Annotated in this window: 20 protein-coding genes and 1 tRNA gene; 6 read left to right on the top strand and 15 right to left on the bottom strand. The window is 34.1% G+C overall.

Features of this window, described 5'->3' with window-relative positions; translation table 11 throughout:
- Nucleotides 1–17 precede the first annotated feature (17 nt).
- From OZP12_RS04775 to OZP12_RS04825, 11 genes are all read right to left on the bottom strand, one after another.
- Nucleotides 18–2,033 carry a cytidine/deoxycytidylate deaminase family protein gene (locus OZP12_RS04775; RefSeq protein ID WP_281227914.1) on the bottom strand — a complete coding sequence of 672 codons (2,016 nt, stop codon included), beginning with the start codon at nt 2,031–2,033 and terminating at the stop codon, nt 18–20.
- 73 nt (nt 2,034–2,106) lie between these two features.
- Nucleotides 2,107–2,724 carry a hypothetical protein gene (locus OZP12_RS04780; protein WP_281227915.1) on the bottom strand — a complete coding sequence of 206 codons (618 nt, stop codon included), beginning with the start codon at nt 2,722–2,724 and terminating at the stop codon, nt 2,107–2,109.
- The gene (locus OZP12_RS04785; RefSeq protein ID WP_281227916.1) at nt 2,717–4,258 is read right to left on the bottom strand and encodes a restriction endonuclease subunit S; all 1,542 of its coding nucleotides are present in this window, start codon (nt 4,256–4,258) and stop codon (nt 2,717–2,719) included. Before OZP12_RS04785 ends, OZP12_RS04780 begins: the two co-directional genes overlap by 8 nt.
- A complete protein-coding gene (locus OZP12_RS04790; RefSeq protein ID WP_281227917.1) occupies nt 4,258–5,694 on the bottom strand; it encodes a class I SAM-dependent DNA methyltransferase in 1,437 nt (478 codons plus the stop codon). The genes OZP12_RS04785 and OZP12_RS04790 overlap by 1 nt, the downstream gene beginning before the upstream one ends.
- Nucleotides 5,695–5,767: 73 nt before the next feature.
- Nucleotides 5,768–6,877 (bottom strand): PDDEXK nuclease domain-containing protein, encoded by a 1,110-nt coding sequence (locus tag OZP12_RS04795; RefSeq protein ID WP_281227918.1) that lies wholly within the window; start codon nt 6,875–6,877, stop codon nt 5,768–5,770.
- 162 nt (nt 6,878–7,039) lie between these two features.
- A complete protein-coding gene (locus tag OZP12_RS04800; protein ID WP_281227919.1) occupies nt 7,040–7,912 on the bottom strand; it encodes an SIR2 family protein in 873 nt (290 codons plus the stop codon).
- Nucleotides 7,909–8,922, bottom strand: coding sequence for a ParA family protein (locus OZP12_RS04805; protein ID WP_281227920.1), 1,014 nt, complete (start codon nt 8,920–8,922; stop codon nt 7,909–7,911). Before OZP12_RS04805 ends, OZP12_RS04800 begins: the two co-directional genes overlap by 4 nt.
- Before the next feature lie 3 nt (nt 8,923–8,925).
- A complete protein-coding gene (hsdR, locus tag OZP12_RS04810; RefSeq protein ID WP_281227921.1) occupies nt 8,926–11,373 on the bottom strand; it encodes an EcoAI/FtnUII family type I restriction enzme subunit R in 2,448 nt (815 codons plus the stop codon).
- Nucleotides 11,374–11,866: 493 nt separating this feature from the next.
- Nucleotides 11,867–12,259, bottom strand: a complete 393-nt coding sequence (locus tag OZP12_RS04815; RefSeq protein WP_281227922.1) for a plasmid mobilization protein — start codon at nt 12,257–12,259, stop codon at nt 11,867–11,869.
- 660 nt (nt 12,260–12,919) lie between these two features.
- Nucleotides 12,920–13,180 (bottom strand): hypothetical protein, encoded by a 261-nt coding sequence (locus OZP12_RS04820; RefSeq protein ID WP_281227923.1) that lies wholly within the window; start codon nt 13,178–13,180, stop codon nt 12,920–12,922.
- Between the two features lie 102 nt (nt 13,181–13,282).
- Entirely contained in the window at nt 13,283–13,678 is a 396-nt protein-coding gene (locus OZP12_RS04825; RefSeq protein WP_281227924.1) for a helix-turn-helix domain-containing protein, read from the bottom strand.
- A 172-nt stretch (nt 13,679–13,850) separates the two neighbouring features.
- Between OZP12_RS04825 and OZP12_RS04830 the strand changes: the two genes are divergently transcribed.
- The 4 genes from OZP12_RS04830 to OZP12_RS04845 all read left to right on the top strand — a co-directional run bounded on the left by OZP12_RS04830 (nt 13,851) and on the right by OZP12_RS04845 (nt 17,703).
- A complete protein-coding gene (locus OZP12_RS04830; RefSeq protein WP_281227925.1) occupies nt 13,851–15,485 on the top strand; it encodes a hypothetical protein in 1,635 nt (544 codons plus the stop codon).
- A gap of 4 nt (nt 15,486–15,489) precedes the next feature.
- A complete protein-coding gene (locus OZP12_RS04835; RefSeq protein WP_281227926.1) occupies nt 15,490–15,843 on the top strand; it encodes a hypothetical protein in 354 nt (117 codons plus the stop codon).
- Nucleotides 15,844–15,980: 137 nt separating this feature from the next.
- Complete coding sequence (locus OZP12_RS04840) at nt 15,981–16,256, top strand: hypothetical protein (RefSeq protein ID WP_281227927.1); 276 nt, start codon at nt 15,981–15,983, stop codon at nt 16,254–16,256.
- The gene (locus OZP12_RS04845; RefSeq protein ID WP_281229023.1) at nt 16,147–17,703 is read left to right on the top strand and encodes a recombinase family protein; all 1,557 of its coding nucleotides are present in this window, start codon (nt 16,147–16,149) and stop codon (nt 17,701–17,703) included. The genes OZP12_RS04840 and OZP12_RS04845 overlap by 110 nt, the downstream gene beginning before the upstream one ends.
- Here the strand turns inward: OZP12_RS04845 and OZP12_RS04850 are convergent.
- Together OZP12_RS04850 and OZP12_RS04855 are read right to left on the bottom strand one after the other, a co-directional pair.
- A tRNA-Val gene (locus OZP12_RS04850) sits at nt 17,660–17,737 on the bottom strand. The two genes, OZP12_RS04845 and OZP12_RS04850, sit on opposite strands and share 44 nt — an antisense overlap.
- A gap of 213 nt (nt 17,738–17,950) precedes the next feature.
- Nucleotides 17,951–19,201 carry a glycosyltransferase gene (locus tag OZP12_RS04855; protein WP_281227928.1) on the bottom strand — a complete coding sequence of 417 codons (1,251 nt, stop codon included), beginning with the start codon at nt 19,199–19,201 and terminating at the stop codon, nt 17,951–17,953.
- A 108-nt stretch (nt 19,202–19,309) separates the two neighbouring features.
- On the opposite strand from OZP12_RS04855, the gene OZP12_RS04860 reads away from it, so the two are divergent.
- Both OZP12_RS04860 and OZP12_RS04865 read left to right on the top strand, forming a co-directional pair.
- Nucleotides 19,310–19,891: a MiaE family protein gene (locus OZP12_RS04860; RefSeq protein ID WP_281227929.1), complete on the top strand. Its 582-nt coding sequence runs from the start codon at nt 19,310–19,312 to the stop codon at nt 19,889–19,891.
- A gap of 220 nt (nt 19,892–20,111) precedes the next feature.
- A complete protein-coding gene (locus OZP12_RS04865) occupies nt 20,112–22,880 on the top strand; it encodes an AsmA family protein (RefSeq protein ID WP_281227930.1) in 2,769 nt (922 codons plus the stop codon).
- 279 nt (nt 22,881–23,159) lie between these two features.
- Here the strand turns inward: OZP12_RS04865 and OZP12_RS04870 are convergent, their stop codons facing one another.
- Nucleotides 23,160–23,975, bottom strand: coding sequence for a hypothetical protein (locus OZP12_RS04870; RefSeq protein ID WP_281227931.1), 816 nt, complete (start codon nt 23,973–23,975; stop codon nt 23,160–23,162).
- 115 nt (nt 23,976–24,090) lie between these two features.
- Complete coding sequence (locus OZP12_RS04875) at nt 24,091–25,326, bottom strand: bifunctional folylpolyglutamate synthase/dihydrofolate synthase (RefSeq protein ID WP_281227932.1); 1,236 nt, start codon at nt 25,324–25,326, stop codon at nt 24,091–24,093.
- Between the last annotated feature and the right edge of the window lie 103 nt (nt 25,327–25,429).

Consider the following 25,429-nt stretch of genomic DNA (forward strand, 5'->3'; position numbering starts at 1 on the left):
TTACAGCAAGGTATTTGTTATTGCACTTTTTCTTCTATACCTTTTTTAAGTAAATCAATTATATTTTCAAACGCAGTATCCTCATCATTAAAAATTTCTTCTAATCTATTTTTCAGGATTTTATCACTGATTTTATGAGTCAAAATACTTTTTAAATTTTTGTTTTTTACCGATTGAGGAATATTGGGTTTAATATCAGTTAGTATTGTAAGTTCATCTTTATAAGGCATAAATGGGTCGTATAATTTATGAAATGTTTTACCAACAGCTCCTTGAAACATTAATAATTCCGGATTTTTTGTTGAATCTATACCACTTTTTAAAATATGTTTCGTTGCGATACCAGGATATGGGTCAATGTAGAAAATATTTTTTATTCCCAATTGAAAAGCTTTTTTTGAACATAATTCGCATGGGCTAGCAGTTGTAAATAAGTTTCCACCTTTCAAACCTAAACCTCCATTCTTAACCACTTGCATCATTGCATTTTCTTCAGCATGTAAAGATCTAGTGTGTACTTGGTTCTTTTCACCTTCATAAGCATTCTGGTGGCTCTTGAAACAAAAACTACATGTTCTGCCTCCTAAATTTGTTTCCTTATTTTCTAATTCTTTAAAATCTAATGAAACAAGTTCCTTGAAACTATATTTTTCTTCACCTTTTAAAAATTTACCTCCATTTTTTTCATAGTCACTAAAATGATTGGGGTTATCACCATTAATTAGATCTTTAACTGATCTTAAATTACATGGTAATTGATGTTCGGCAACATCATTCCAACCTATTGACTTTATTGAAAAATTTACATCCGTAACTACTGCTCCAACCTGACGTGAAATACAACCTGAATTTAATTTTGCATTATAAGCAACTTGCATACATCTTTCAATTCCTGAAGGAGTAATTATTCCAGGTTGATGAATAAGTGAAATAAATTTAATTAATTGTCTATTAATATCATTTTTTTTGTCATTTTCTGAAAAGTATAAGTGATATTCACTTTTTTGAATACAGTTCTCAATATCTGGATACGCAAATTTTCCCTCACTGAAATCTTTACCATCATATTCAGAATCTCCTAATTTCAGTGTTTCTTTAAAATGTTTGCTATCGGCATCTTCTCCAACTATCTTTGATAATTTTTCTTTAACATATTTCTTTCTTTCAACTTCACTTTTATTGACGGCAACCATATAGAAAGCAGAAAACTTCTCTTTAAAATACATTAATTCCAATGAGTTTTTTAAAGAATCTATAACAATTTTTGTATGACGAGTATTATTTGATTTCCATAATTTAATTAAATAATTTATCGTTTCTGCAACTGTATATATATGTTCTAAATTTCTTACTTCATTTTCTATATTAATGACATTGCCATATAGTCTCAAATTATTAGCTAAATCATGTAATAATCTAGTTCGTTTTGTGAAATTTAATTTATTTAATACGTCATAAAAACCTTCGGAAAACTTCGAAAAGTTGGCATAAAATAACAAATAAATTTTTCTCTCCGTTCTATTATCTTTAAGATAATTATTTAATGAATCATATTCGTCAAAATTAATCTTACTGATTTCATCAAACCATTTAGTGTTATTTCTTAGAAATTCGGCAAGTAATTGATAATCTTCACTAACATCAAATCTATTAATGTAGATGTCTTTGAATCTACCAGTAATACCATTTTGTCCAATTATTTCAATTGTCTTTGAAATAGCATCTTCAATCGATTTTTTGTCTTTTGTTGCTTTAACACTTTCGAATAGCAAGTGAAGTAGTAAGACCGATTTATATTCTATTACGGTGAAATTCTTCCAGTTATCATTTGCTTCTAGATAATTATAACAAATTTTAGTTTTTAAGTCTTCAGGTCTATTTTGGTCTAAATTGAAATCATCTATATTAATTTTACTTATAAAATCATTTGATGATAAAATTTCGGCAATTTTTGAAGTTCCTGCACCTACCTTACCTGTAAGTCCAATGATAGTAAAGTTTTTTCTTAATGAATATAACTGATCTAATTTCATTCTTTTATATTTTAGTTCTTAATTTTATTTATAGGTTACAATGCATTTCTCGAAGTCCATTGTCCTTACTTTTTTAACCTATTAGTTTTACTTCAAAGATTTCACAAAGCCTTTCCTGCCAACAGAAGCCTGTTGAAGAGAAATCCAGAACAAACCATCCTAATCCAACAGAAAGATACAAGTGCCTTCTAACATCTTCGACCAGATTTAATTCGATGTTTCTCCATTCTTTTAAGGCTAAAATATCGGGCATAGGTAGTTTTTCTATAATATAAGTCACACGCCAAAACTCTTCTCTTGTGATTTCTTTGTTCCCAAAAAGAACTAAAGTCTTGCCTAATAATTTTGCTTTAGAAGCTGTTTCCAATTGATCAATAATTGCCAAAAGTTTTTCACCTGCTTCTGACTGATATTCTTCATCTTCTAATTGTTCGATAATCCTTTCTCGTTTCTCAAAAGATAGTTTGGATGATTCGTCCAAAAATGACAGCAATTTACTTATGAAACGATAATCCCTTATGGCAATACCAGTTTTCCAGACTCCAAATAATGAGCCTACTATTGGTAATTCTTTTAATACTCCATCTTTTAAAAAAGTATCAATTGTTATCTCTGCTGTTTCTTTTGCAATTTCCCCCAAATTATCCAGCGAAATAGTATTTTTGAATGATTCTGATAAATTATTAACCATTAGCTATTTCTTCTTTAGGTTGCAACGCCTCCTTCAAAACCTGTTGCAACAACATTTCATTATAACCCTGACTTTCTTTTATACTTTGCTCCAACCCATCACAAAATGCCATTAACTCTTCTAATTTGGCTACGATTTGTTCTTGTTCGTGGAGAGGTGGTAGAGGAATTTGAAAAGAACGAATTCTTCCAAGATTAAAATTTCCTGCTGAACCACCTTTACTTGAAATATTTCCTTTAGCATATCTAACTCCATAAGGTGAATTAAAAACCTGTGCTAAGTAATCTGAATTGATGTATTCTTTAAAAGGCTGAATCAAAGCCACACTAACATAGATGCAAAAATCTAAATCCTGATCTATCACCGCTGTTTCTCCAATTCCAGCACCAACTCGACCGATTAACAAATCGCCTTTTTCAGGTTTTCTATTTTTTATATAAATTTGATAATCTTCTTCCGAAACAAATTTGTGAACTTCAGGCATAAACCTAAATGGTTTAACGTTTTGAGCAGATAAAAACATTCTTCCTGATTTTGTATATTGAGGTGTTTGATGTGTTCCATCAGTAATATTATAGCAAATATCATCGAGATTACACCAAGTCCAATGTTCAGGTATTTCAAAAAGTAGATCCTTTAAAAGTTCTGCTACTTGAAGTTTCCCTTGTTTGATTTTTTTATCAGCAATAAGCTTGGCTTTTTCGGCTTTTATTTTGGTTAGGAGTTCTTGTCCATCCTCACCCCCCGCCCTCTCCAAAGCACAGGGAGCCACCAACTTACCTTGCATCGCTTCACGTAAAAAAGATTGACGCAGTTGTTTTACTAAATCGAGTTGATGGGTGAGTTCATTGACGATTTCTTTTGTTCCAAATTGTAAATTGAAAAAGTTTCTACAAATAACTTTGTATTTTTCTTTCCAATTCAAGTTGTCAATGATATATAAATCATCAATCGATTTTATGTTTTCTATTTCTTCTAAGCCCCTTACAATCCTTTTCTGTTCTTCAATTATCGGATAACAAAAAGGAATGGCATTTATTTTCTTTTGGTTTACAATTGGCAAAGTTGTTTGGAATAAATCGACATAAAAATATTCTCTATGGGCTAATAAATAGAAATATGCATAATCAACTAATACACTCTCAATTAAACGTATTCCAGTTATTTGTTGATTTGAAGAAGCTTGTTTTTTTAAAATACTTATTCTTCCAACATCGCCGATTGCATTAATGAGAATTGTATCAGGCTCAAAAATTGTTGCTTGTTTTGTTACAAAAGCATATTTAGATACTTTATCTTTTGAGCTAAATAAATATTTTTCTGAGCCAATTTCATCAGGCTTAAACCAATCGAAATAACCATCTTCATAAAAACGTTTTTCTTGTTTTGAAGGTGTTTTACCAGTTTTAATATCAGCAATAACTTTTTCTAAAGTTGTATTTGTGGCTTCATTTTTTAAATCATTAAAAATAAATCTAGCTATATTTATTACTGGACTTTTTTCTAATTGCCTATATTTTTCAGCTGTAGTCATTATTTCACCGCTTCTTTTAATTGATCTAACAAGACATTACTTTTCTCAAATGAATCGTGTAACATTTCCATCAACTCCAAACTATTGTATTCATGTACTTCTTCGGCTTTGGTTGGGTTTTTAATGTCTAAATCATAGTTGCGGTCAATAATGGTTTGTATATCGACTTTCCAAGCCAGTTCACTTTCTTCGCGTTTGTCCCACCATTTTTTTATTGGGTTGAATTCTTTAGCTTGTATTGGTTTTGTTTTGTTGTAGGCTTTTTGTCCTTCGGGTAATTTATGTTCATAATACCAAACTTCTTTGGTAGGTGTTCCTTTGGTAAAAAATAATAAATTGGTGGCTACAGTTGCATAAGGCTGGAACACGGAGTTGGGCAAACGTATAATGGTGTGCAGGTTGCAATCTTCTAGTAATTTTTGTCGCACTCTTTGTTTTACACCATCGCCTGTGAGCGAACCATCGGGCAACACAATTCCGGCACGACCACCATTTTTTAAAAGGTGTATCATTAAAATCAGGAATAAATCGGCACTTTCTTTGGTACGGAAATTTTGAGGGAAGTTGGTTTCATTATTATTGGCAACAATACCGCCAAATGGAGGATTTGCTAAGATTGCATTTACTCGGTGCTTTTCGGTAAAGTTGCTCAAGGGCTGGTCTAATGCATCGCCAAAACGAATATTAGGCACTTCCATATCATGTAAAATCAAGTTGGTAGTCGCTAACAAATAAGGTAACGGTTTGTACTCCCAACCCATAACATTTTCGGCTATACTTTGACGTTCTTCCACACTATTGGCTTGTTTTTTCAAATGTTCAATAGTACAGGTTAGATAACCTCCTGTTCCGCAAGCAGGGTCAAGTATTTTTTCTCCTAGTTGTGGGTTAATCATTTCAGTAATAAAGGACGTAATGGCACGTGGTGTATAAAATTCACCGCTTTTACCTGCACTTTGTAATCCTTTAAGAATGGTTTCGTAGAGTTCGCCAAAGGCGTGACGGTCTTTGGCAATATTAAAGTCCATTTCGTTGAGTTTGTTCAGCACTTTACGAAAGTTGATACCGCTTTTCATGTAGTTGTTGTTGCCATCAAATACCTCACGTACAATTAATGCTCTTCGGTTTCCAGAACTTACATCAATATTTCGCAAAGCTGGAAATAGTTTTCGGTCTATAAATTCTATTAGTTCATCACCAGTCATTCCTTCATCATCACCCGCCCAATTGCCTTTTTCGTTTACCCAATGGAATTCGTCTGGAATCGGGGAGGTATAATTGTCATCTAGTAATTCGAGTTCTTTGTCCTTGTCAGAGAATATTTTTAGAAACAGCATCCAGCCGAGTTGTTCTATTCGTTGGGCATCACCGTTTAGTCCGGTGTCTTGCCACATGATGTTTTGTATGCTTTTTAGTATTGAGGATATGTTGGACATGGATATGGTTTGAATTGTTTAAAGGTTTAATTGTTTAAAGGTTTAATTGTTTAACCGTTTAAATTTTTGTTGTTTATTGTTTATTGTTTTGGGATAATGCAATTTCATTTCTGATAAATGATTCCAGTACTTCTTTGCTTGGCAATTGTACCTGGTATTTTGATACAAAAATTTCGTTGGTTAATCCAGTTGTAGCATATTCTACAAGAGCTTCGTTCTTATTGGCACATAACACTATTCCTATTGGAGGATTGTCTCCTTCTGTCATTTCATTTTTACGGAAATAGTTTAGATACACATTCATTTGTCCTGCATCGGCGTGGTCAAAAGCTCCAATTTTCAAATCAATCAATACATGGCATTTTAGTATTCTATGATAAAAAACCAAGTCGATTTTAAAATGCTTATTGTCAAATGTGATTCTTTTTTGTCTTGCTTCAAAGCAAAATCCTCTGCCTAACTCTGTCAAAAAATCTTGTAAATGATTGATAATAGCTGTTTCCAACTGAGTTTCGCTATAGGTATGTTTTTCTTCGAGTCCGATAAACTCCAAAAAATAAGGGTTTTTGACAACCTCTTTGACCGAGAAATGGTTATCGGCTTTGAAATTTTTAATTACCTTTTCCTTATCTTGGGATAAGCCCGTTCTCTCGAACAACATGGTGTTCATCGCTCTGCCTAATTCTCTTGCGCCCCAATTGTTCTTGATGGTTTGTACCTCATAAAAAGCCCTTTTCAATGGTGATTCGGCGTTTAATAATTCCACAAAATGTGAAAAATTTAATCGGTTTAAAAGCAGTTCAGGATCAAAAGACAAATCGTTATGCTCCGTTAATTCGAATTTTCCCGACACTGTCGGGAAAATATTTTGATCGATAAGCGTTGAGTTTTTGAATTTTCTCGACACTGCCGAGAAAATCTGCGGATAGGTATTGTATAAATCCCTAAATCTGTATAATTGAGTACTTGAAATCCCTTTGATATGCTTTAATCGTTGTGCAATTACCTTAATGGTATTTGCTCCATATTCGGCTCTGTCATAACCATTTTGTTCAAATTCAACAATATAAAAACCGATTAAAATATTTCGAATAGTCAAGAAACTGTTCACCTGTTGTACCGCAATTTTTTGCGTTTCTTTATGTACGTTTTCTATTTGCTGAATTAATTGTTCAAAGTTCATGCTGTTCCTGATTTCAATTTTTCCTGAATTATTTAAAAAAAATATTTATGATGAGTCTTGGGCATCACCATTTAGTCCTTTGTCTAGTTTCAAGTTTGTTTGCTCTAAATTATTAAGGAAATATTGTATATTTTTTTATTTATAATTGTATTTGTTTTTATATTACCAATTTTGACTTGCTGCAATTTCTTCTCTTTTACCCTCAACTTTAGTAACTAATTCTTGAAGTGAGTCAATAAATTCTTTATGATCATCTTTTTTATCATATTCAAGAATTTTGATATTCATAGTTTCTTCAAGAATTTGATTTACACCTAAAGGATTACTTTTTTTGGATAATACAAAAAAATGCTCTCTTGAATATTGAAATCTATTTTGATAGTCTTCTAGAAGTAGTCTTATATCAGGGTCATTAGTGCCACAGCCCAAAAACAAGAAAGTATTGGTTATAGATAATGAGTCAAGGATTTCATAAAAAGCTCTATTTTCAGTCCTCGCTTTAGAATAATCTTTTCTACTGAATATTAAATGGTTAGGATCCTCTATTGAGCCATGATTTTTTATAATTAAACGTCTATTAAGTCTAATAGTTTCAGCAACATCTGGTTCATAATATTTTTTTATTAATACTGTTCCAGCTGTTTCTTGTAAAGCAAAACGATCATAAATATTATCAAAATTAGGTGTAATTACAATTTTAGCATCCAATTTAAAAATTGTTCCATGAACATTTGATGGAATGAAACCAGGTAAATGAAACTCATTTTGTAATAAATCTACGAAACCAGCTCTTCCTAATTGATTTTTTATTACTTCACATGCTGTTAAAAAATCATTGTTATTTATTAACTTTTTGATTGAACTTTTATAATTATTATCAGTAATTAAAGACACCGCATGATTAAGAAAGTCAAGCCAACTTTTTGGTCTTACACCTACTGCATTAACTGAGTTCATAGAAATTCCAGCTCCCAATACTAACACACATTTTCTTAAAGCAATATCTCTTACCAATGAATCAGGCCAGTTTATCATGATAATTTTGCGATATTGGTTAATAAATTATTCTTGATTTTTTCAATTACTTCTCCATACTCTTTAACTTTTGAGAAATGAGCACCAACTACACCATCATCAGCAGTTAGTTTAAAAATTGGCGCATTTGCTGATTGAGAAAGAGGTACCAAACTATGCAAATTTGGGATTTCACCCAACTTAAAATTATCTTCACTTAATATCGAATTTATTGGAGCTAAATTGTTAACTATAGCTTTAGGTATCTGTTTAATGATTTTTTCATAAGCATTTACGGCCCTTTTTTGGCCATCTTTAGTTTTAGTTACATATTGTTGAGTAATATACCCAATGAAAGTAAGTTTGAAGTTAATTATCTTTCCATCAATTTTAAAAGCTTCGTTTTCATTTTCTTCATATTCCCTCAAACCTTTTTTAAAATTGTCGCCCCAACTTTTTAAAGAGGCTTTAATATTATCAACAGCTTTCAAACTAAAAATATCAGATGCCATTGGTAAAATATAATAATCTGCTGCCATCAGAACAGACCTATTTATAGCACCTAAAGAAGGGCCTACGTCATAAAAAACGTAGTCGTAATTCAATTTTTCTAATTTATGATTCAAATCGTCAAAAATTAATGTAGTTCGAATAGCTCTAGCTTCTCCATTAATACTATCAAACCAATCTTTACTCAAAAAATCTTCAAATAAGGATATACTTGGATCACCAGGAATTATATCAAATCCAAAACGATTACTTTTAATTATTGGAAGTTCTTTGTCAAAATAATAGCCCGATTTTCTTAATTCTTTAAATATATCATTCAATGTTCCTGAAGAATTTATTTTTGAAAACAGTTCAAATGTCTGATCATCTTTTAGAGTGTATGTAGTTGCATTTGCTTGTGGATCTGCATCAATAACTATTACTTTTTTGTTATGATTTATTTGAAGACATGAAGCAAGATTACACAAAAATGTTGTTTTTCCAACACCCCCCTTATTATTAAAGACTACAATTGTTTTCATATTTTATGCTTTTTTATATAATTCGATTTCTAATTCTTTTACTGCTTCCAAATACTTTTGTTTGTTACCAAACTCTTTAATAATTTCAAGCGGAGAGCCAAAATCATCAAACGGTTTCACCCGTAAAACATCAATGCTTTCAATGTTTTCTACTCCTTCGTCGGCATATTTATCTAATAAAGTCTCCAACACTTTACGGGCTTGGTCACCGTATTTAGTGAAATAATTTCGCTTTTTTACGTTGTCTGCTCGTTCTTTTCGGGTCAAGGGAGGTTGGTCATAAGCTACGTGACAAATCAAATCGAACAAATCCACCTGTTTGTCAACGGCATCATATAAAGCTTCAACCATAATACCCTGTTCCTGCAATTCCTTGATAATCGCTTCTTTTCTATCGGCTTGGTTCCAAGTCACTAAAAAGTCTTCTAATGAAGCATATTTTCCTTTGATAATTTCTTTGGTGTGATCTTTTAAGCTGATGGTTATTGGTTTTCCATTGGAATCAAAAAACAATTCACGGCTTACCAAAACCGAAACATTTACCCCATTGATATATTGTTTTGGTCTTTTTACATATTCAGTAGAAGGTTCATTAACAGGGTTTCTAATTTTGGGTTTTGCAATTATGATTTCTTCACCAGTTACATCATCAATGATCGGAGTGTTTTCTTCCTCTTCTTCGTCAATTATAGTAGTCAAATCAGTTTCTTCAGTGATTGGTTTTACTCGTAACGGATCACCATCAAAAGCCGGATCGGCAAAATTATCCGTGGCATTTCTAAAATCTAAAATAGTAAAGTAGAGTTTATCAAATTCTTCATTAATACGAGTTCCGCGACCTACAATTTGCTTGAACTTCGTCATCGAATTAATGTTGGCGTCCAATACAAGTACTTTACAGGTTTGTGCATCGACACCCGTGGTCATCAACTCTGAAGTGGTTGCCATAACAGGATATTTTTCTTCCGGGTTAATGAAATTGTCAAGTTCCCGTTTGCCTTCTTCATTGTCACCCGTAATTTGGATTACATATTTATAATTTTCGGCAACTAAATCGGCATTGTGTATGGCAATTGCATTTCGCATGCGTTCAGCATGGTCAATATCCACACAAAAAATAATGGTTTTTGCATAACGGTCAAATCCTTTTAGGTATTCGGTTACTTTTTGAGCAACAATATCTGTTCGTTCATCAATAACCAGTTTTCTGTCGAAGTCTTTACGGTTGTATATGCGGTCTTCAATTTCTTTTCCCTCCTTATCCGTTTTTCCCTGTTGCGGACGATATCCTTCCGCATCGACATTTAAAGCGACTCTAATTACCTTGTATGGAGCTAAAAATCCATCGTCGATTCCTTGTTTTAGTGAATAGGTATAAACGGGTTCTCCAAAGTATTCTGTGTTGCTTGTTTCTTTTGTTTCTGTGGGTGTTGCCGTTAAACCAATATGGGTTGCTTTGTTGAAATAGGTCAATATTTCTCTCCAGGCACTGTCTTCGTTTGCACTACCTCTGTGACACTCATCAATAACAATTAAATCAAAAAAGTCAGGAGAAAAATCTTTGTAGGCATCTTCAATTCCTGGTTCATTATTCGTCAATCCTTGGTATAATCCCAGAAAGACTTCATACGCTTTATCCGAAGTATCAATTCCTCTTTTTTTATTACTGACCAATTCGTCTTTTCCATTTCCGTTTGTAATGACTTTCTTTTTAATAATTGTCATTTTGTCTTTGAAATGCTTGAAATCGCCTTTACGGGTTTGATCAATAAGAGCTGTTCGGTCTGCCAAAAATAGAATTCTCTTTTTTATCCTTGATTTCCACAAACGATAAATAATTTGGAATGCAGTATAAGTTTTTCCTGTGCCTGTTGCCATTACCAATATGATTCTGTCTTGACCATTTGCAATGGCTTCAACTGTTCGGTTTACGGCTATTTGCTGGTAATATCTTGGTTTTCTCCCGGAACCGTCTGAAAAATATTTTTGTAACGCTATTTTTTCTCCATTATCAGTCGCGATATTTTTGTATTGCTTGTATTTGTCCCATAAATTTTCTGGAGAGGGAAATTCATCTAAAGAGAGTTCGCTTTCAATGTTTAAGTTATTTACGGTTCTATCGTGAAATAAAAAGCCATCGCCATTACTACTGAAAACACAAGGAATATCTAAAATTACAGCATAACTTAATGCTTGTTGAATTCCTGAACGAATGGAATGTTTGTTATCTTTTGCTTCGATTACAGCTACAGGATTGTCTTGATAATACAGAATGTAATCAGCTCGTTTGCGTTCGCCTCTTGCCGTTAATTTTCCTCTTACATAGATTTTGCCATCAGTAAAGAAGACTTCTTCCAAAATCTGCTTATGCAGATCCCAACCCGCTTTTTCTAAGGCTGGGGTTATAAATTTTGTACAGATGTCTCTTTCTGATAAATCCTTTTTGTTCATTTGATTTCACTTTAGTTTTTAATGACTAGCATTTTTTTACAACAACTTTATTTCTTTTGCTTTAATTAAAAGGATATTCTGAAAACTATTTGGCTAATTATAGCATTCGGCGAAGATTTTTTCCTCAAAATTGCGACCTAATGTTACTCATTCTATGTTTTTGCTCAAATTATTTTAATTTTTATTTAGATTGTGAATATGATGCATTAGTAATTGGGAAACTGTTTTGCTATTAATTAGCTCTGACAATAAAGCACTGTTGTTAAATTACCCTACAATCTACAAACATAGCAAAAAGCGACGGGATGTAAAAGGATAAAAAACTAATTCAGTGGACGATTGGTGCCTTTTTGAAAAAAAGTTATTATTCAAAAACAAACAGATAGAGTGCTCTATAAATTACTTGACAGCCCTTGTTTTTTCTTCTTCTTTTGTTTGTTTTTAAATTGATGTGCATATATTCAGATCCTTTCTACTGTTGTGTGGCTTGTTTTTATAACTGCAACCAATATTCAGCTATTTTTTTTGTATGATTGTTTATTTCTTCCATTTTAGAAAAAAGTCTTTTTCTCTCAATTTCAAATAAGAAAAGTTGCTGCTTTAATTCTGGAATTTCTTGTGTATAATTAACTTTTTTTGCAATCTGGTTGACGTTGTTTCCAATTGTTTTGAGTTCAGAAGTAAGTACAATTGTTTCTTCCATCAAATCATCTAAAGATTGATTTCTGTATTTGTTAATAATTGGTTTTTGTAAAAGATTTTTCCGTGCAAACTCACTTAGTTTTCGGCAAATTGATTTGTTAAATCTTTGTTGCAGAATATTATATTCCTGAGTGGTCAATCTTAAATGAAGCCATTTTGTGCGGTTCTTATTGTTACTTTCCATATCACCATCATTATCATTTTTTTACATTCATTCCTAAAAGTAATCTCTGCCACCGAGTTCCGAGGAATTGGGCAGCAAGATATCGGTTGTGATACAACCGGACATCTTGCCGATTGCAGGAACGAGGCAATCTTTGAGATTTTTTAAATAGAGAACTAATTTATGAGTATATTTCAAAGTAAACTATCATCGCTAGATTTTGACTAGAATACTTAACTGTACTAAGCGGTTTAATCTGAATTAAATGGTTATTCTAAACTAGAGATTGGTGGTCAATTTGAACTGGAATTTACATTTTTTGATTCGTTAAAAACATTTTTCAAAACAAAAAAGAGAAAAAGAAAGCTGTCCGAAAATGGACAAAAGGCAAAGAAGTGCTATAAGTCCCGAAGGGTGACAGGACGAAGAATGAGGACTGTCATTATGCGCACTTCTTTGCCTTTTGTACAATAAATTTGCTTGCTTTTTTCTTTTTGGAATTGTTTTAAACTACTCTCGATTTTGAAGAGTCTATGAAAGTGTACACTTCAAAAACAAATGAAAAACAAACAACAAAGAAGTGTACTTTTTCAAGCAATTTTAAATTTAAAATCCGCAAAATTCTGACCCTTTTCGGGAAGATTTTTGCGGATCTCTGTAAGGAATAAATATGGTTGGGAATTAATTTTTTGTAGTGTTTAGCAAAGTGATTACGTCTGTTAAATTATTAGTTGAAATGTAGTCTAAAACAAAATCTTCGGCCTCTTTTTTATGATCGGGAGAAGTTAAAAACGAGTTCAAATAAAACTCTTCGTTTTCGTCTGCGATGTGAATAATTTCAGTGAAACCTTTGGTAATTAAAGTCCCTTTTAGTTTTAATACTTTAAGCTCATTTCGATTATCAATTTCCTTTTTTACTCGAAGTTTTATAATTTTATCCATGGCATTAATCTTTTCAATGTTATAGCGCAAAAATAAATAATATTTTAAATCAAAAAAGAGACTAGAAAGTCTCTTTATGGAATCAATAATTCTTTTAAAAGGCTATTTCCCTTTTAGTAATTTTTCCAAATATTCGACTTTATCTTTCTCGGCTTGGACTAATCGTTCATATAATTCAACCACCTTGTCAAGTGGATTAAAATTAGGTTGGATATTAATTGCATTAATTGTAGAACTATCATGACTTGTAAACGTATTATTGATAACATTTAATACTGTTTCATCACTATAATTTTTGATTGCTTCCGTAGAGACTCCTAAAACTTCTGCAATTACTTTTAGTTTTTCTTCGTCCACTATCTCACTTCCTTCGATATTCGAAACAGACTGCTGGCTCACTCCAATAGCAGTTGCAAGTGCTTCCTGTTTCATACCTCTAAGCTCTCTGATTCGGCTAATATTTCTGCCAATATGTTTTGGTTTTGTTGCTGTGTTCATAAGTCAAAGGTATTTAAAATTCTTTACAAAAATCACTTCTGGTAAAATACAAGTCCGCTTTGGTAAGATACAATTCCCATTAGTTCGGTACGGTACAATCTATTGCTTACTTGCTATGTATTTAAACAAAAATACAATTTTTCGCATAATTATCAACCAAAAAATCAAAATTATGGAAGCAATACAATTTCCGCAACAGAAAGAAATGGAGGCTGCAATTTCAGAACTCCGAAGCTTTATGGATATTACTGCGGTCACTTTGCATGAAGCGAATGTAGCAGGTAAATCAGGTTATATATTAACGATAATCTTGGAAGAAAACAGTAATCAGATAGCATGTGAAATGTATGATTGGGCAGATAAAATTTTTAAAAGGCATTTAGAAATCACCTATCGCATTGTAAATATCTTGGATGTACAGGATTATCTTAAAAATGGAAATCTGTATTATGTGAAATGGTATTTATCAAAGGTTGTTTTATTCAAAAACGGGGAGTTCAATTTTAAGATACAGAATGGATTACCAAAGACTAATGAGTTGCTTTCAAAGGCCGAAAAGAAAAATATTGAATTTATTGCTAAAGCAGAATCGCTTAAAAGAGGTGCCCAACATTATGAAGGAACAAACAACCATCAAATGGCACTCTATACCATTCATCAAGCTATAAGCCTTCTCTTTCATATAGTTGGCGAATTGACAATGGGAAAACCGCATGTTAACCCGAGTCTATTACACCATCTTAATCTTGTCAAGAATTTTGCGCCGATTTTGAACACAGTCCTTAATGGCAATAATGCTGAGGATAAATTTATGATGGAGCTCCTCGACAAAGTCAATAGTAATTTCCCTTTTAAAGCTAAAACAAGAATAAAAAAAGAGACCGTTAAAGCAGTACATAAAAAGCTTCACAACCTTTTAAAGACAACAAAAAAAATATACCAGACGCAACTTTCTTATTGTCAGGAAAGAATAGTAGGTTTTATTGAACCGAAGAAAGGAAAAGCAAATTTGGAAGAAATAGTTGTAAATGATGAAGCTGTTATAACCAATGCAATAACATCATATCTCAAAACAGAAGCAATCTATTGTTTTAACAACGGGCAGACAAAACCAAACCATTTCTATTTATTGATTTTTACTCAAAAGCTAAAGGATAATGCTGTGCATGACCTTGCTGATATAATTAAGAGCAAAACTGACGGAAGATGCACAGCAACTTTACTTATCCATCCTTTTACGGAATTAAAAACCAAACAGCCAGACCAACTATATTTCTTTTTGAACGTCAAAAAAAAAGGAAAAGTTTTATTTAGAGCCAAACAAACCGATCTTATCAGTTTAAACCAGACTTTAAATCGTGATTATAAGGAGTCAAAGGATTATCTACAATACAGAAATATTATCGTAAATAATATGAGGGGGTGGCAAGATGATTACGAATGGGCTTGTTATTCTCCACTAAAGGGAGTTATGCTTCATTACATTATTGAGCAGATATGCTTGGGAATGATTCGGTTGTTTATGGGGTATTTTCCCAATCATTTTGCACTATCGTACCTGCTGGAAATTTGCGACTATATCAATCCAAAAGCCAGTATTTTTTTCTCTCGTTTGACCGAGCAAGACAGAAATTTGTTTCAGGTGCTAAGCAGATCATACCCTACACTTCGCTATTGCTCAACCGACAGTTTTTCGGATAAGGATATGGATTTATTGGAAGAGCGATGCAATGACTTTGCGCAATTTGCCAATAACATTGTAAAAACAGAATTAGAACGTATTGAAAAATTAGAACCTAAAGTTTGAAACCATGGAAGCAGAAGAGAAAAAAGAAGCTATCGATTTAATGAGTGTAATGGGTGAGATTAGATATTTCGGAAGATTAAAACCTTATAAGAATAAGGACAATTTATTTACCGTGGACTTGAAAGTTACAGGCTATACCGATCTTTCTTTAATGATAACTGATTTATTAAAAGCGAGCATATCTGCATTAGAATTTGATTCGGAATGCATTTCTACAGCAGTTCCTAGCCCTGAGATAAATGTAATGGGATTGTTGGAGATAGCTCTTCAACTTTTTCCACTTGGAGAAATGGAATTGTTAGACGAAATACATAGTCTTTACTTAAAACAGAAAAAAGAGTCAGATTCTACAGAGTGAAATACCCTTTTTAGCCCATATCCTCACCATATTTTGATTAGCATTTTAAAAAAACACTGTCTTATCTTTATTAGGAAAATGATTGTTGAACAAAAAAGACCAGTGATGGTCTTTTTTTAATGGAGAGGACTTGAAAGATGAGAAATGACGAAGGGAATGAAAGAGGGAGTTTGACAGCAGAACAAGCTTTAAAAATGTTCAAAGAAGAAAATTTAGACCTGACACTTGACCAAGCAAGGATAATCTTGGAGTTTATGAGAAAACTGGCAGCAATAACCGTATCAAATTTTTTAAATCAACAAAATGAAACAAGTAGCAGACCTTTATGTAAGAGTGAGTACAGACGAACAAGCCGACAAAGGCTATTCACAAAGAAATCAAGAAGAAGTACTGAAAAAGTACTGTCAGATTAATAATATTGGAATAAGAGATATTATATATGAAGATCATTCTGCCAAAACATTTGTTAGACCCAAATGGAAATTGTTATTGGTAAATCTCAAAAGATTCAAAAATAAAACAGATTTGGTCTTGTTTACCAAATGGGACAGATTCAGCAGGAATGCAGGAGATGCGTACCAAATGATTAATACTTTGAGAAAACTTGGGGTTGAACCCCAAGCCATCGAACAGCCTTTGGATCTGTCCGTTCCAGAAAACAAAATGATGTTGGCTTTTTATCTTGCGGTTCCCGAAGTTGAAAATGACAGAAGAGCGTTAAATGTTTTCCATGGTATGAGAAGGGCTAAAAAAGAAGGACGTTATGTAAGTCAGGCACCAATTGGATATGTCAACCGAACTAAAGATGACGGCAGTAAATATATTTCCATCAAAGAACCAGAAGCTTCAGTAATGAGATGGGCTTTCAATGAAATTGCTAAAGGGATTTTTTGTACTGAAGATATTCATAAAATGGCAAGAAAGAGAGGGATTAAAACTGGAAAGCACAGCTTTTGGTTGGCGGTTAGGAATCCTCTGTATTGTGGAAAAATTCGTGTACCACAATATAAAGATGAAGAAAGCTATCTTGTAAATGGACAACATGAAGCTATAATTAGCGAAGAACTGTTTTATAAAGTTCAGGATATTGTCGATGGGCGGAAAAAAGTAATTCGTCCCAAAGTAGAAACAATTCAGGAACTCCCGCTTCGGGGATTTTTAAAATGTCCAGTATGCGGAAAAGTACTTTCAGGCAGTAAATCTAAAGGAAGAAAAAAATATTACGCCTATTATCATTGTTACAAAGGTTGTACTCATCGATCTAATGCAGACGAAGTAAATCATTTGTTCATACAGGAACTTCTCCAATATGCACCAAGGAAAGAATATAAAAAAGTGTATAGTATCATTATTCTAGAAGCCTATAAAGAACAAACCAAAGAGAGACAAAATGAAAAGGCTCAATTATTGAATCAAATAAAGGATTATGAAAATAGGTTGGCTAAGGCTCGTGACTTGCTAATGACCAATCAAATTGATTCAGCTGATTATAGAGATATAAAATCTGATTATGGAGATAAGTTAGCAAGGCTACAAGCGAGATATTCAGGATTGAATACCGATGATGACGATATTGAAAAACTACTAAATCAAGGTATTGAGAATCTATTCAGAATCCATTCTATCTATGAAAATTCTGAGTTCGTCGCATGCAGGGACTTAATTGGTTCAATATATCCTGAAAATCTAATATTTGATGGAATTGGATTTCGAACCACAAGAATCAATGAAGCAGTACAGTTAATGTACTTGATTAACAAGGAATTAGATTCAAAAGAAAAAGGGACAAATCAAAAATGTTTTGATTTGTCCCTTATGGTGGGCGATGAGGGGTTCGAACCCCCGACCCCCTCGGTGTAAACGAGGTGCTCTGAACCAGCTGAGCTAATCGCCCTATTTTACTAGGTTGCTATCATTTCGTGATTGCGAGTGCAAATATAGACAGGTTTTTCGCTTATGCAAAACATTTTGAAACTTTTTTTGCTTTTTATTTTTAAAAAAATGTCAGATGCTTAATAGTTAGTGTTTTAAAAAGCGAAAAAAATAATAGAAAATCTTCTTCAAATTGTTTTTAAAGAAGATTTTGAGAAAAACAGCAGAATTTAAGTTACTCTTTTTTGCTGTTTTTTGCTTCAATCCAACGAGACATGTATTTTGTGCTGCTTAAAGTATGGTGTTGTAGCAAAGTTCCAAAGAAATTATCCAAACGATGTTGCGGTAAATTGACTAGCAAAAACTGGACTTTTTGAGCAAAATCATTTTCAAATAATCCCTTCGAATAGCGTTGATTGATAATGGCGATTCCATTGTGTTGAGCAGTTGTCCACAGTTTTTTGTCTTGGTACAATTGAGCAGCTGCTTCCGCAAATTTGTTTGCGTCATCAGTTATGGAGCCGTTCCAAGGTAGATTTCCTTGCATGGATTCGGCGCCAATAGAGGTTGTGATGCTGGGTGTTCCGCATTGCATGGCCTCGATGAGTTTTCCTTTGATGCCTGCGCCAAAACGTAGGGGAGCCAAAACAATTCTCGCGTTTCGGACTACCTCATTGGCATCGGTTGCACGGCCTTTGATATTAAAACCTTCTTTCGGTTTGTGCAATTGCAGTACTTTTTGTGAAGGATACGCACCGTAAACATCAAGATTGGCTTCGGGCAATTGCTTTTTCAGCAAAGGCCAAATGGTTTCTTTTAGATACTGAACGGCATTCCAATTGGGTTCGTGGAGAAAGTTGCCTATGAATACAAAGTCGCTCCTTTTCTCAAATGTTGGAAGCTTTTCAAAAGTGTTTTCTGAAATAGGTTCTAATAAAAAAGGTAAATAATACAACAGTTTTTCGTCTATTTTGAAAGTCGTTTTTAGGAGTTCCATCTCAAATTCGGAAATGATTAGAGATAAGTCGCATCTTAAAATGCTGGCGATTTCTCTTTTTGCCACTTCCTCCTGTAAAGTGTCGGTTACTGTGAAATTCCGATGCGCTTTGAATGCTTTTTGTCTTGCGGAGCGCAGGCAGTGTAAATCTTCGGTGTCCAATATGCGAAGGGCATCGGGACAATTTTCGGCTACACGCCAACCGAATTGCTCTTCAATCATAAATCGGTCGAATAAAACCACTGCAGGATTCAATTCTTTGACAAAAAGGTCAAAACTGGAGCAATTTAAGGCAATCGATTTTTTTTCGACATTCAGTGAAGCCAAATCTACCATAAAATCACTGTCCATAGCCGGGCTGGCAAATGTTATACTGAAGCCTTGCTGTTGAAATTGTTCAATCAACTGCAACATTCGGCCGCCTGCCGCCGATGAATTGGGTTCAGGCCATACGAAACCTATGATTAATAGCGTTTGAGTTTTATTCATAAAAATAATGATAACGATGCAAAATAATACATTTTGTACGGTTAAAGCATCATTTTTAAAGGAAAATCGGCTAGAAAAGACTAATTTTGCGCCTTAAAATCATATGTTATGCTTGGATTGAAATTAGCTACCGACCCACGTTGGGTAAATATAGTGGAAAGCAATATCGAGGAAATATTGACCGATCATGCTTGGTGCGAACAGAAAGCGGCTTCCAATGCCATCAGTTTGATTGCGTACAATTCGGAGTTGGAGGAGCTGGTGACAGAATTGCTGGTTATTGCAAGAGAAGAATTGGAACACTTGCAATTGGTGCATAATTTAATAAAAAGTAGGGGGTTAACATTAGGGCGTGAGCGCAAAGACCATTATGTGAACGAGCTTTATAAATTCATGAAAAAAGACGGCAGCCGCAAAGATGCGTTGGTGGATCGTTTGCTGTTTTCGGCGATGATTGAGGCGAGGAGCTGTGAGCGTTTTAAAGTGTTGTCGGAGAATATAAAAGATCCTGAGTTGGCTAAATTTTATAGAGATTTGATGATTTCGGAAGCGGGACATTATACTACTTTCCTTGGTTTTGCCCGAAAATATGTGGACAATTTTGATGTTGACAAGCGCTGGAAGGAATGGATTGAGTTTGAAACCTCGATTATTGTGGATTATGGCAAAAACGAGACGGTACACGGATAAAATTTTACTTTTTGGGATGATGACAAAAAGGCAAAATGTCTCCCTTTAGCCCCGGTTGAAGTGAAAATCCTCTTGTACTGGTCCCGATAGCTATCGGGAAGTACAAGAGATTGCAACGTAAAACGGGACGATGAATTCAAAAATGCTAATTTTTTCTGCTCCAAAGAATAATTGAAACCTACATTTTAAATTTTTAATTCATCAATTCAAATAAATATATATGGCGGCGACCAATTATAAATCAGTTTTTTTTAAGATACTAAAATACTCCGGAGGTACGTTTGCGGTCTTGCTGGCGCTGATGTTTATCACGCCTTTGGTCTTTGCGGACAAAATACGGGAACAGGTTAAGAAAACGGCGAACCAAAACTTGAACGGGGAACTGAATTATAACGAGGCGAATGTTTCTTTTTTTAGCCATTTTCCATCGTTGACGCTTTCTTTGACCGAACTCAGCCTCAATGGTTCGGCTCCTTTCCAAAATGAAAAATTTATTACTGCCGATGAGGTTGCATTCGGGATTAATCTGAGCAGTCTTGTGTTTGGGAAAACGATCAAAATTGACCAAATTTTCCTGTCCAATTCGTTGATTAATGTAAAAGTAAATGAAAAAGGGGAGGCGAATTATAACGTGTATATTGCCAAGAAAGAAAAAGCCCCGAAAGAAGAGGAATCGGATACGGGATTGAAATTGGAGGAAATCGAAGTAAAGAACAGCAAACTTGTTTATGACGACCAATCGGCAAAATTTCACGTGGATGCTTTTGGTTTTAATTATTTAGGGAACGGAGATCTTAGTGAAGCCATATTTGCATTGCATTCTAAATTAAAAATCGAAAAGCTGAATGTGATTTATGAAAAAGAGCCTTACCTGATGAACAAAAAGGTGGACGGAGAATTAATTACCAAGATAAATACCAATTCGCTTTCTTTTGTTTTTGAGCAAAATGACCTTTTCATCAATAAACTTTTGGTGGATTTTACCGGAAAATTTGACTTCTTGAAAGATGGTTATAATATGGATTTCAAAGTGAAATCGGATAAAAGTAAGCTGAACGACCTTTTTACGGCTTTTCCGCCAAAATACATTACTTGGTTGAAAGATACCGAATTGAAAGGAAATGTAGATTTATTGTTGACGTTGAAAGGAAAATATATCGCTTCGCAAAATCTTGGTCCGGATTTAAATTTGGATTTTAAAGTCAAAGACGGATTTGTGAATTATAAAAAAAGTGCCTTTCCGGTTTCGAATCTGAATGTGGATATTTCGACCAAAGTCCCTTCGTTGAATCCGGAGCTTTTGCAGCTGGACGCTAGAAACGTTTCTTTGAATATTGATAAAAATTTCCTTAAAACGAAATTGAGAATGAGCGGTTTGTCTGCTCCGGACATTGATTTGGTTTTGAATTCCAATATTGATTTAGAGAAATTAAACCAAGCGCTCGGGATTCCGAATGTTGAACTAAAAGGAATGTTGGTGAGTGATTTGAAAGCTAAAGGGAAATTCGATCAAAAACAAAGGCTTTTCCCGAATGCAGGTGGCACGCTGAATTTAAAAAACGGTTTTGTAAAAACGCAATATTATCCAAATCCGATAACCGATATCAATATTGTGTCCAAAGTGAACAACACGAAAGGGACTTACGACGGCATTTCGGTAGTGTTGGAACCGGCCGGTTTCAGTTTTGAAGGTGAACCTTTCTGGGTAAAAGCCAATTTGAAAAATTTTGACGATTTGAATTATGATATTAAGGCCAAAGGGACTTTGAATATCAGTAAAATTTACAAGGTGTTTTCCCAAAAAGGATTGGATGTGGACGGTTTTGTTAAAGCCGATTTGGAACTGAAAGGAACCCAAAGTGATGCCGAAAAAGGAAATTATGCCAAGCTACACAACAAAGGAACTCTTGAACTTCGAAACATAAACGTGGCTACCGAATATTTGCCAAAATCATTGTTGATTAAAGAAGGGATTTTTAGATTCAATCAGGATAAGATGTCTTTCAACACGTTTTTGGCTTCCTATGGTGAGTCGGATTTTAAGTTGAACGGTTACTTGCAGAATGTGTTTAATTTTGTTTCGTCCAAAAATGGAGTTTTGAGAGGATCGTTTACGTTAAATTCAAAATACATTAACGTTGACGAGTTTATGTCAAGCACATCGACAACTCCTGTTGCTACGACTCCCGCGCCTACTGTTGCTTCAGAAAGCAAGTCACAGCCTGCAGTTCAGGAGACAGGGGTGATTTTGGTTCCGTCAAATTTGGATTTGCAGTTTTATGCCACGGCACACAAAATCAATTATCAGGGACTTGTTTTGCAGGATGGAAAAGGTGCCGTGAAAATGAAAAACGGTAAAATTGTGATGCAGAATACTGGTTTCAATTTAATTGGTTGTAAGGTGAATATGAATGCCGCTTACCAAGGGATGACTCCCAAAAAAGCGGTCTTTGAATACCAAATAAAAGCCGCTGATTTTGACATAAATCGAGCGTATAAAGAAGTGAAAATGTTCAGGGAAATGGCCAGTGCCGCCGAAAACGCCAAAGGAATTGTTTCGTTGGATTACAAAATAAAGGGAAGGCTCGACCAACAAATGATGCCTGTTTATCCTTCGTTAATCGGAGGAGGGACGCTTTCTATAAAAGATGTGAAAGTAAAGGGGATGAAGATGTTTAATGCAGTGAGTAAAACAACGGATCATCAGGAAATTAAAAACCCTGAATTATCAAAAGTGGATATCAAGACAACCGTAAAAAATAATATCATTACCATTGAACGCTTTAAGTTTAAGTTTGCCGGTTTCAGACCGAGAATCGAAGGAACTTCGAGCTTAGACGGTAAATTAAATATCAAAATGCGTTTGGGATTGCCACCGCTTGGAATTTTCGGGATTCCGTTGACGGTTACAGGGACAACCGACAAACCAAAAGTGAAAATGGGCAGTAAAGGTCAGGATATAGAGGAAACCCAAGATAAGGAGGAGTAAGCTAAGTAAAGGACAAAAAAACGTCGGCACAAATTGCAGTATCATTTAGGCAATTTGTGCCGATGTTTTAGTTTTATTGGTCTCAAATAAAGTTTAAAAACGATGCATTTTAGTGCATTCGCTTTTAGCTTCTAAAAAGTATTCATTTGCCACAGATTCACAGATTTTAAAATCATTTTAATCTGTGAATCTGTGGCAATTTCATTAATTTTTCGGAATCCGACATTGCAGCCTTTTAGTCTGTCAAACCAAAACTATAAACTTTTAGTCCATAGTGGTTTATTTAGAGGCTTCCGGTAAGTTGTGGTAGATGTAATCTCCGTGAACCCCCGTAAATGCAAGTTTCAGATTGTCAAAAAAAGCTTTGCTGTCTTCTTCTTTGGGCCATGCTGTTTTGGTTAATTCATCCTGCTTTTGGTTGGATTTTTCTATGTCGGCAAATGAATCATAGAAATAGGCTTCCATAAAATCCCTGCTGTCTGATCCCCAAGCATGGCGGAAAGGGTAATAGGCTTTGATGAAAGGGTTATTTAGGGTAGTTTTTTCATTGTATTCTTTCATGCCTTTTCCTTTTGGATTCATGGACATTTGTGATTTTCGAATATAAACGATCATGGGTTCTTTTGAGGAGGCTTTGAAATCTTTATGCCCAATCGTTTCAATCGAAGAGTAAATTTCATCTGAGTGGTAGGGAGAATAGTAGCTTCTTTGTTTGTCAAAAAAAGCGGTTCTTGCTTTTTCATCGGGCCAGGCTTTTTTGGCAAGATCGTCTGATATAGCCTCGGCTTTTTCAATGTCTTCCCAGTTTTTGTAAACGTTCACCATAATGATTTCGGTGCTGTTTCCGGTGTAATAATGGGTGAGGATTTCGGAGCCGATTATTAAGTCGTTTTTGCTCGTCACTTTGTCAAAGTACTCTTTTTCCGTCGCCTTCCAATCTTTAGGATCCGTGTCTAAATTTCTGTGTAGGGTTGTCATTGTAATGAATACAGGTTTGGGGGGATCTTGTTTTGGGGAATCTTGCGCATAACTGTTGATGCTTGGACAGAATGTTAAAATTAACATTCCCAACGAAAATAAAGTTCTCTTTTTCATAATAATCTAAAAATTAAGTGATTAATTAACAAAAAACACCTGTAAATTTAGTTAATTAGTAATCAAGTAGTTACGAAATACTGATTTATTTTTTAAGAGAAAAACAAGAATTCTTTTAAAGCTCTTTATTTAACGGCAATTCGGCCACAACAAAGGTGCTTCCGCCCACATAGATAAAATCATTTTTTGTAGAATTATTCTGAGCTGTAGCGTAAGCTTCTGAAATGGAACTATATGTGTTTCCATTTAATGAAAATTGCAATGCTTTTTCCTGTAATAAAGTGGCATCCAAACCTCTTGGGATATTTGGTTTGCAAAAGTAATAAGTTGCATTTTTTGGAAATAGAGGCAAAACGTCGTCCAGTTCTTTATCGTTGACAACTCCCAGTACGATATGCAGTTTGTCAAAAGTTTCCTTTTGGATTTGTTTTAAAACAATTTCAAGTCCGTGTTTGTTGTGTGCCGTGTCGCAAACTATTTTTGGTTCAGAACCCAATTGCTGCCATCTTCCCAGCAGTCCAGTGTTTTTAACCACATGAAGTAATCCGGATTTTATGTTTTCGTTATTAACGTTAAAATCGGATTGTTCGTTTAGGATTTTAAAAGTCTGTAAAACTGTCTTTTTGTTGTGTTCTTGATAATCGCCAATCAAATCAGACGGTTGGGTTTCAGAAATTAAATCGGAAGCAAAGTAGATTTCGGAATTGTTTTCTTTGGCTTTCGCCAAAAATACAGGCTGCGTTTCCAGGGTGTATTCGCCAATGACAACAGGTATCTCAGGCTTAATAATTCCAGCTTTTTCAGTTGCGATAGACTCTAATGTGTTGCCCAAAAACTGAACATGGTCAATGCCGATGTTCGTGATTACCGAAACTAGCGGCGTGATAATATTTGTGGCATCGAGTCTTCCGCCCAATCCCACTTCGATAATGGCAATATCCACTTTTTCATTGGCAAAATAATCAAAAGCCAAGCCAACCGTCATTTCAAAGAAACTCATGTCATTGGCTTCAAAAAAAGATTTATGCTTTTCGACGAATTCAATAACAAATTCTTCGGAGATTTCTTCACCGTTAATTTTGATACGTTCTCTAAAATCTTTCAAATGCGGAGAAGTGTATAAACCAGTTTTGTATCCCGCTTCCTGAAGGACAGAAGCCAGCATGTGTGAGGTAGAACCTTTTCCGTTGGTACCGGCAACGTGTATGCATTTTATTTTTTTATGAGGATTATCAAGGTGTTCCGCAAGCAAAATAACATTAGTCAAGTCTTTCTTATAAGCCGAAGCTCCTTGATGTTGATACATTGGAAGTTGGTTAAACATCCAGTTTGTGGTTTCCTGATAGTTCATTATTTTTGATAAAATAGTTATAAATTGAAATATTTTTCGCTTTTTTTAGTTTAATATTACAGTGCGAAAAAGGAATGACAAAATTGAAATATTTTTTGCAATT

Origin of the sequence: Flavobacterium aquiphilum, assembly GCF_027111335.1 — a bacterium.
Taxonomy (GTDB): Bacteria; Bacteroidota; Bacteroidia; order Flavobacteriales; family Flavobacteriaceae; genus Flavobacterium; species Flavobacterium aquiphilum.

Bases quoted from the DNA above. Each gene is read 5' to 3' on its own strand.
- OZP12_RS04775 (WP_281227914.1), bottom strand. From the start codon at position 2,033: ATGAAATTAGATCAGTTATATTCATTAAGAAAAAACTTTACTATCATT.
- OZP12_RS04780 (WP_281227915.1), bottom strand. From the start codon at position 2,724: ATGGTTAATAATTTATCAGAATCATTCAAAAATACTATTTCGCTGGAT.
- OZP12_RS04785 (WP_281227916.1), bottom strand. From the start codon at position 4,258: ATGACTACAGCTGAAAAATATAGGCAATTAGAAAAAAGTCCAGTAATA.
- OZP12_RS04790 (WP_281227917.1), bottom strand. From the start codon at position 5,694: ATGTCCAACATATCCTCAATACTAAAAAGCATACAAAACATCATGTGG.
- OZP12_RS04795 (WP_281227918.1), bottom strand. From the start codon at position 6,877: ATGAACTTTGAACAATTAATTCAGCAAATAGAAAACGTACATAAAGAA.
- OZP12_RS04800 (WP_281227919.1), bottom strand. From the start codon at position 7,912: ATGATAAACTGGCCTGATTCATTGGTAAGAGATATTGCTTTAAGAAAA.
- OZP12_RS04805 (WP_281227920.1), bottom strand. From the start codon at position 8,922: ATGAAAACAATTGTAGTCTTTAATAATAAGGGGGGTGTTGGAAAAACA.
- hsdR (WP_281227921.1), bottom strand. From the start codon at position 11,373: ATGAACAAAAAGGATTTATCAGAAAGAGACATCTGTACAAAATTTATA.
- OZP12_RS04815 (WP_281227922.1), bottom strand. From the start codon at position 12,259: ATGGAAAGTAACAATAAGAACCGCACAAAATGGCTTCATTTAAGATTG.
- OZP12_RS04820 (WP_281227923.1), bottom strand. From the start codon at position 13,180: ATGGATAAAATTATAAAACTTCGAGTAAAAAAGGAAATTGATAATCGA.
- OZP12_RS04825 (WP_281227924.1), bottom strand. From the start codon at position 13,678: ATGAACACAGCAACAAAACCAAAACATATTGGCAGAAATATTAGCCGA.
- OZP12_RS04830 (WP_281227925.1), top strand. From the start codon at position 13,851: ATGGAAGCAATACAATTTCCGCAACAGAAAGAAATGGAGGCTGCAATT.
- OZP12_RS04835 (WP_281227926.1), top strand. From the start codon at position 15,490: ATGGAAGCAGAAGAGAAAAAAGAAGCTATCGATTTAATGAGTGTAATG.
- OZP12_RS04840 (WP_281227927.1), top strand. From the start codon at position 15,981: ATGAGAAATGACGAAGGGAATGAAAGAGGGAGTTTGACAGCAGAACAA.
- OZP12_RS04845 (WP_281229023.1), top strand. From the start codon at position 16,147: ATGAAACAAGTAGCAGACCTTTATGTAAGAGTGAGTACAGACGAACAA.
- OZP12_RS04855 (WP_281227928.1), bottom strand. From the start codon at position 19,201: ATGAATAAAACTCAAACGCTATTAATCATAGGTTTCGTATGGCCTGAA.
- OZP12_RS04860 (WP_281227929.1), top strand. From the start codon at position 19,310: ATGCTTGGATTGAAATTAGCTACCGACCCACGTTGGGTAAATATAGTG.
- OZP12_RS04865 (WP_281227930.1), top strand. From the start codon at position 20,112: ATGGCGGCGACCAATTATAAATCAGTTTTTTTTAAGATACTAAAATAC.
- OZP12_RS04870 (WP_281227931.1), bottom strand. From the start codon at position 23,975: ATGAAAAAGAGAACTTTATTTTCGTTGGGAATGTTAATTTTAACATTC.
- OZP12_RS04875 (WP_281227932.1), bottom strand. From the start codon at position 25,326: ATGAACTATCAGGAAACCACAAACTGGATGTTTAACCAACTTCCAATG.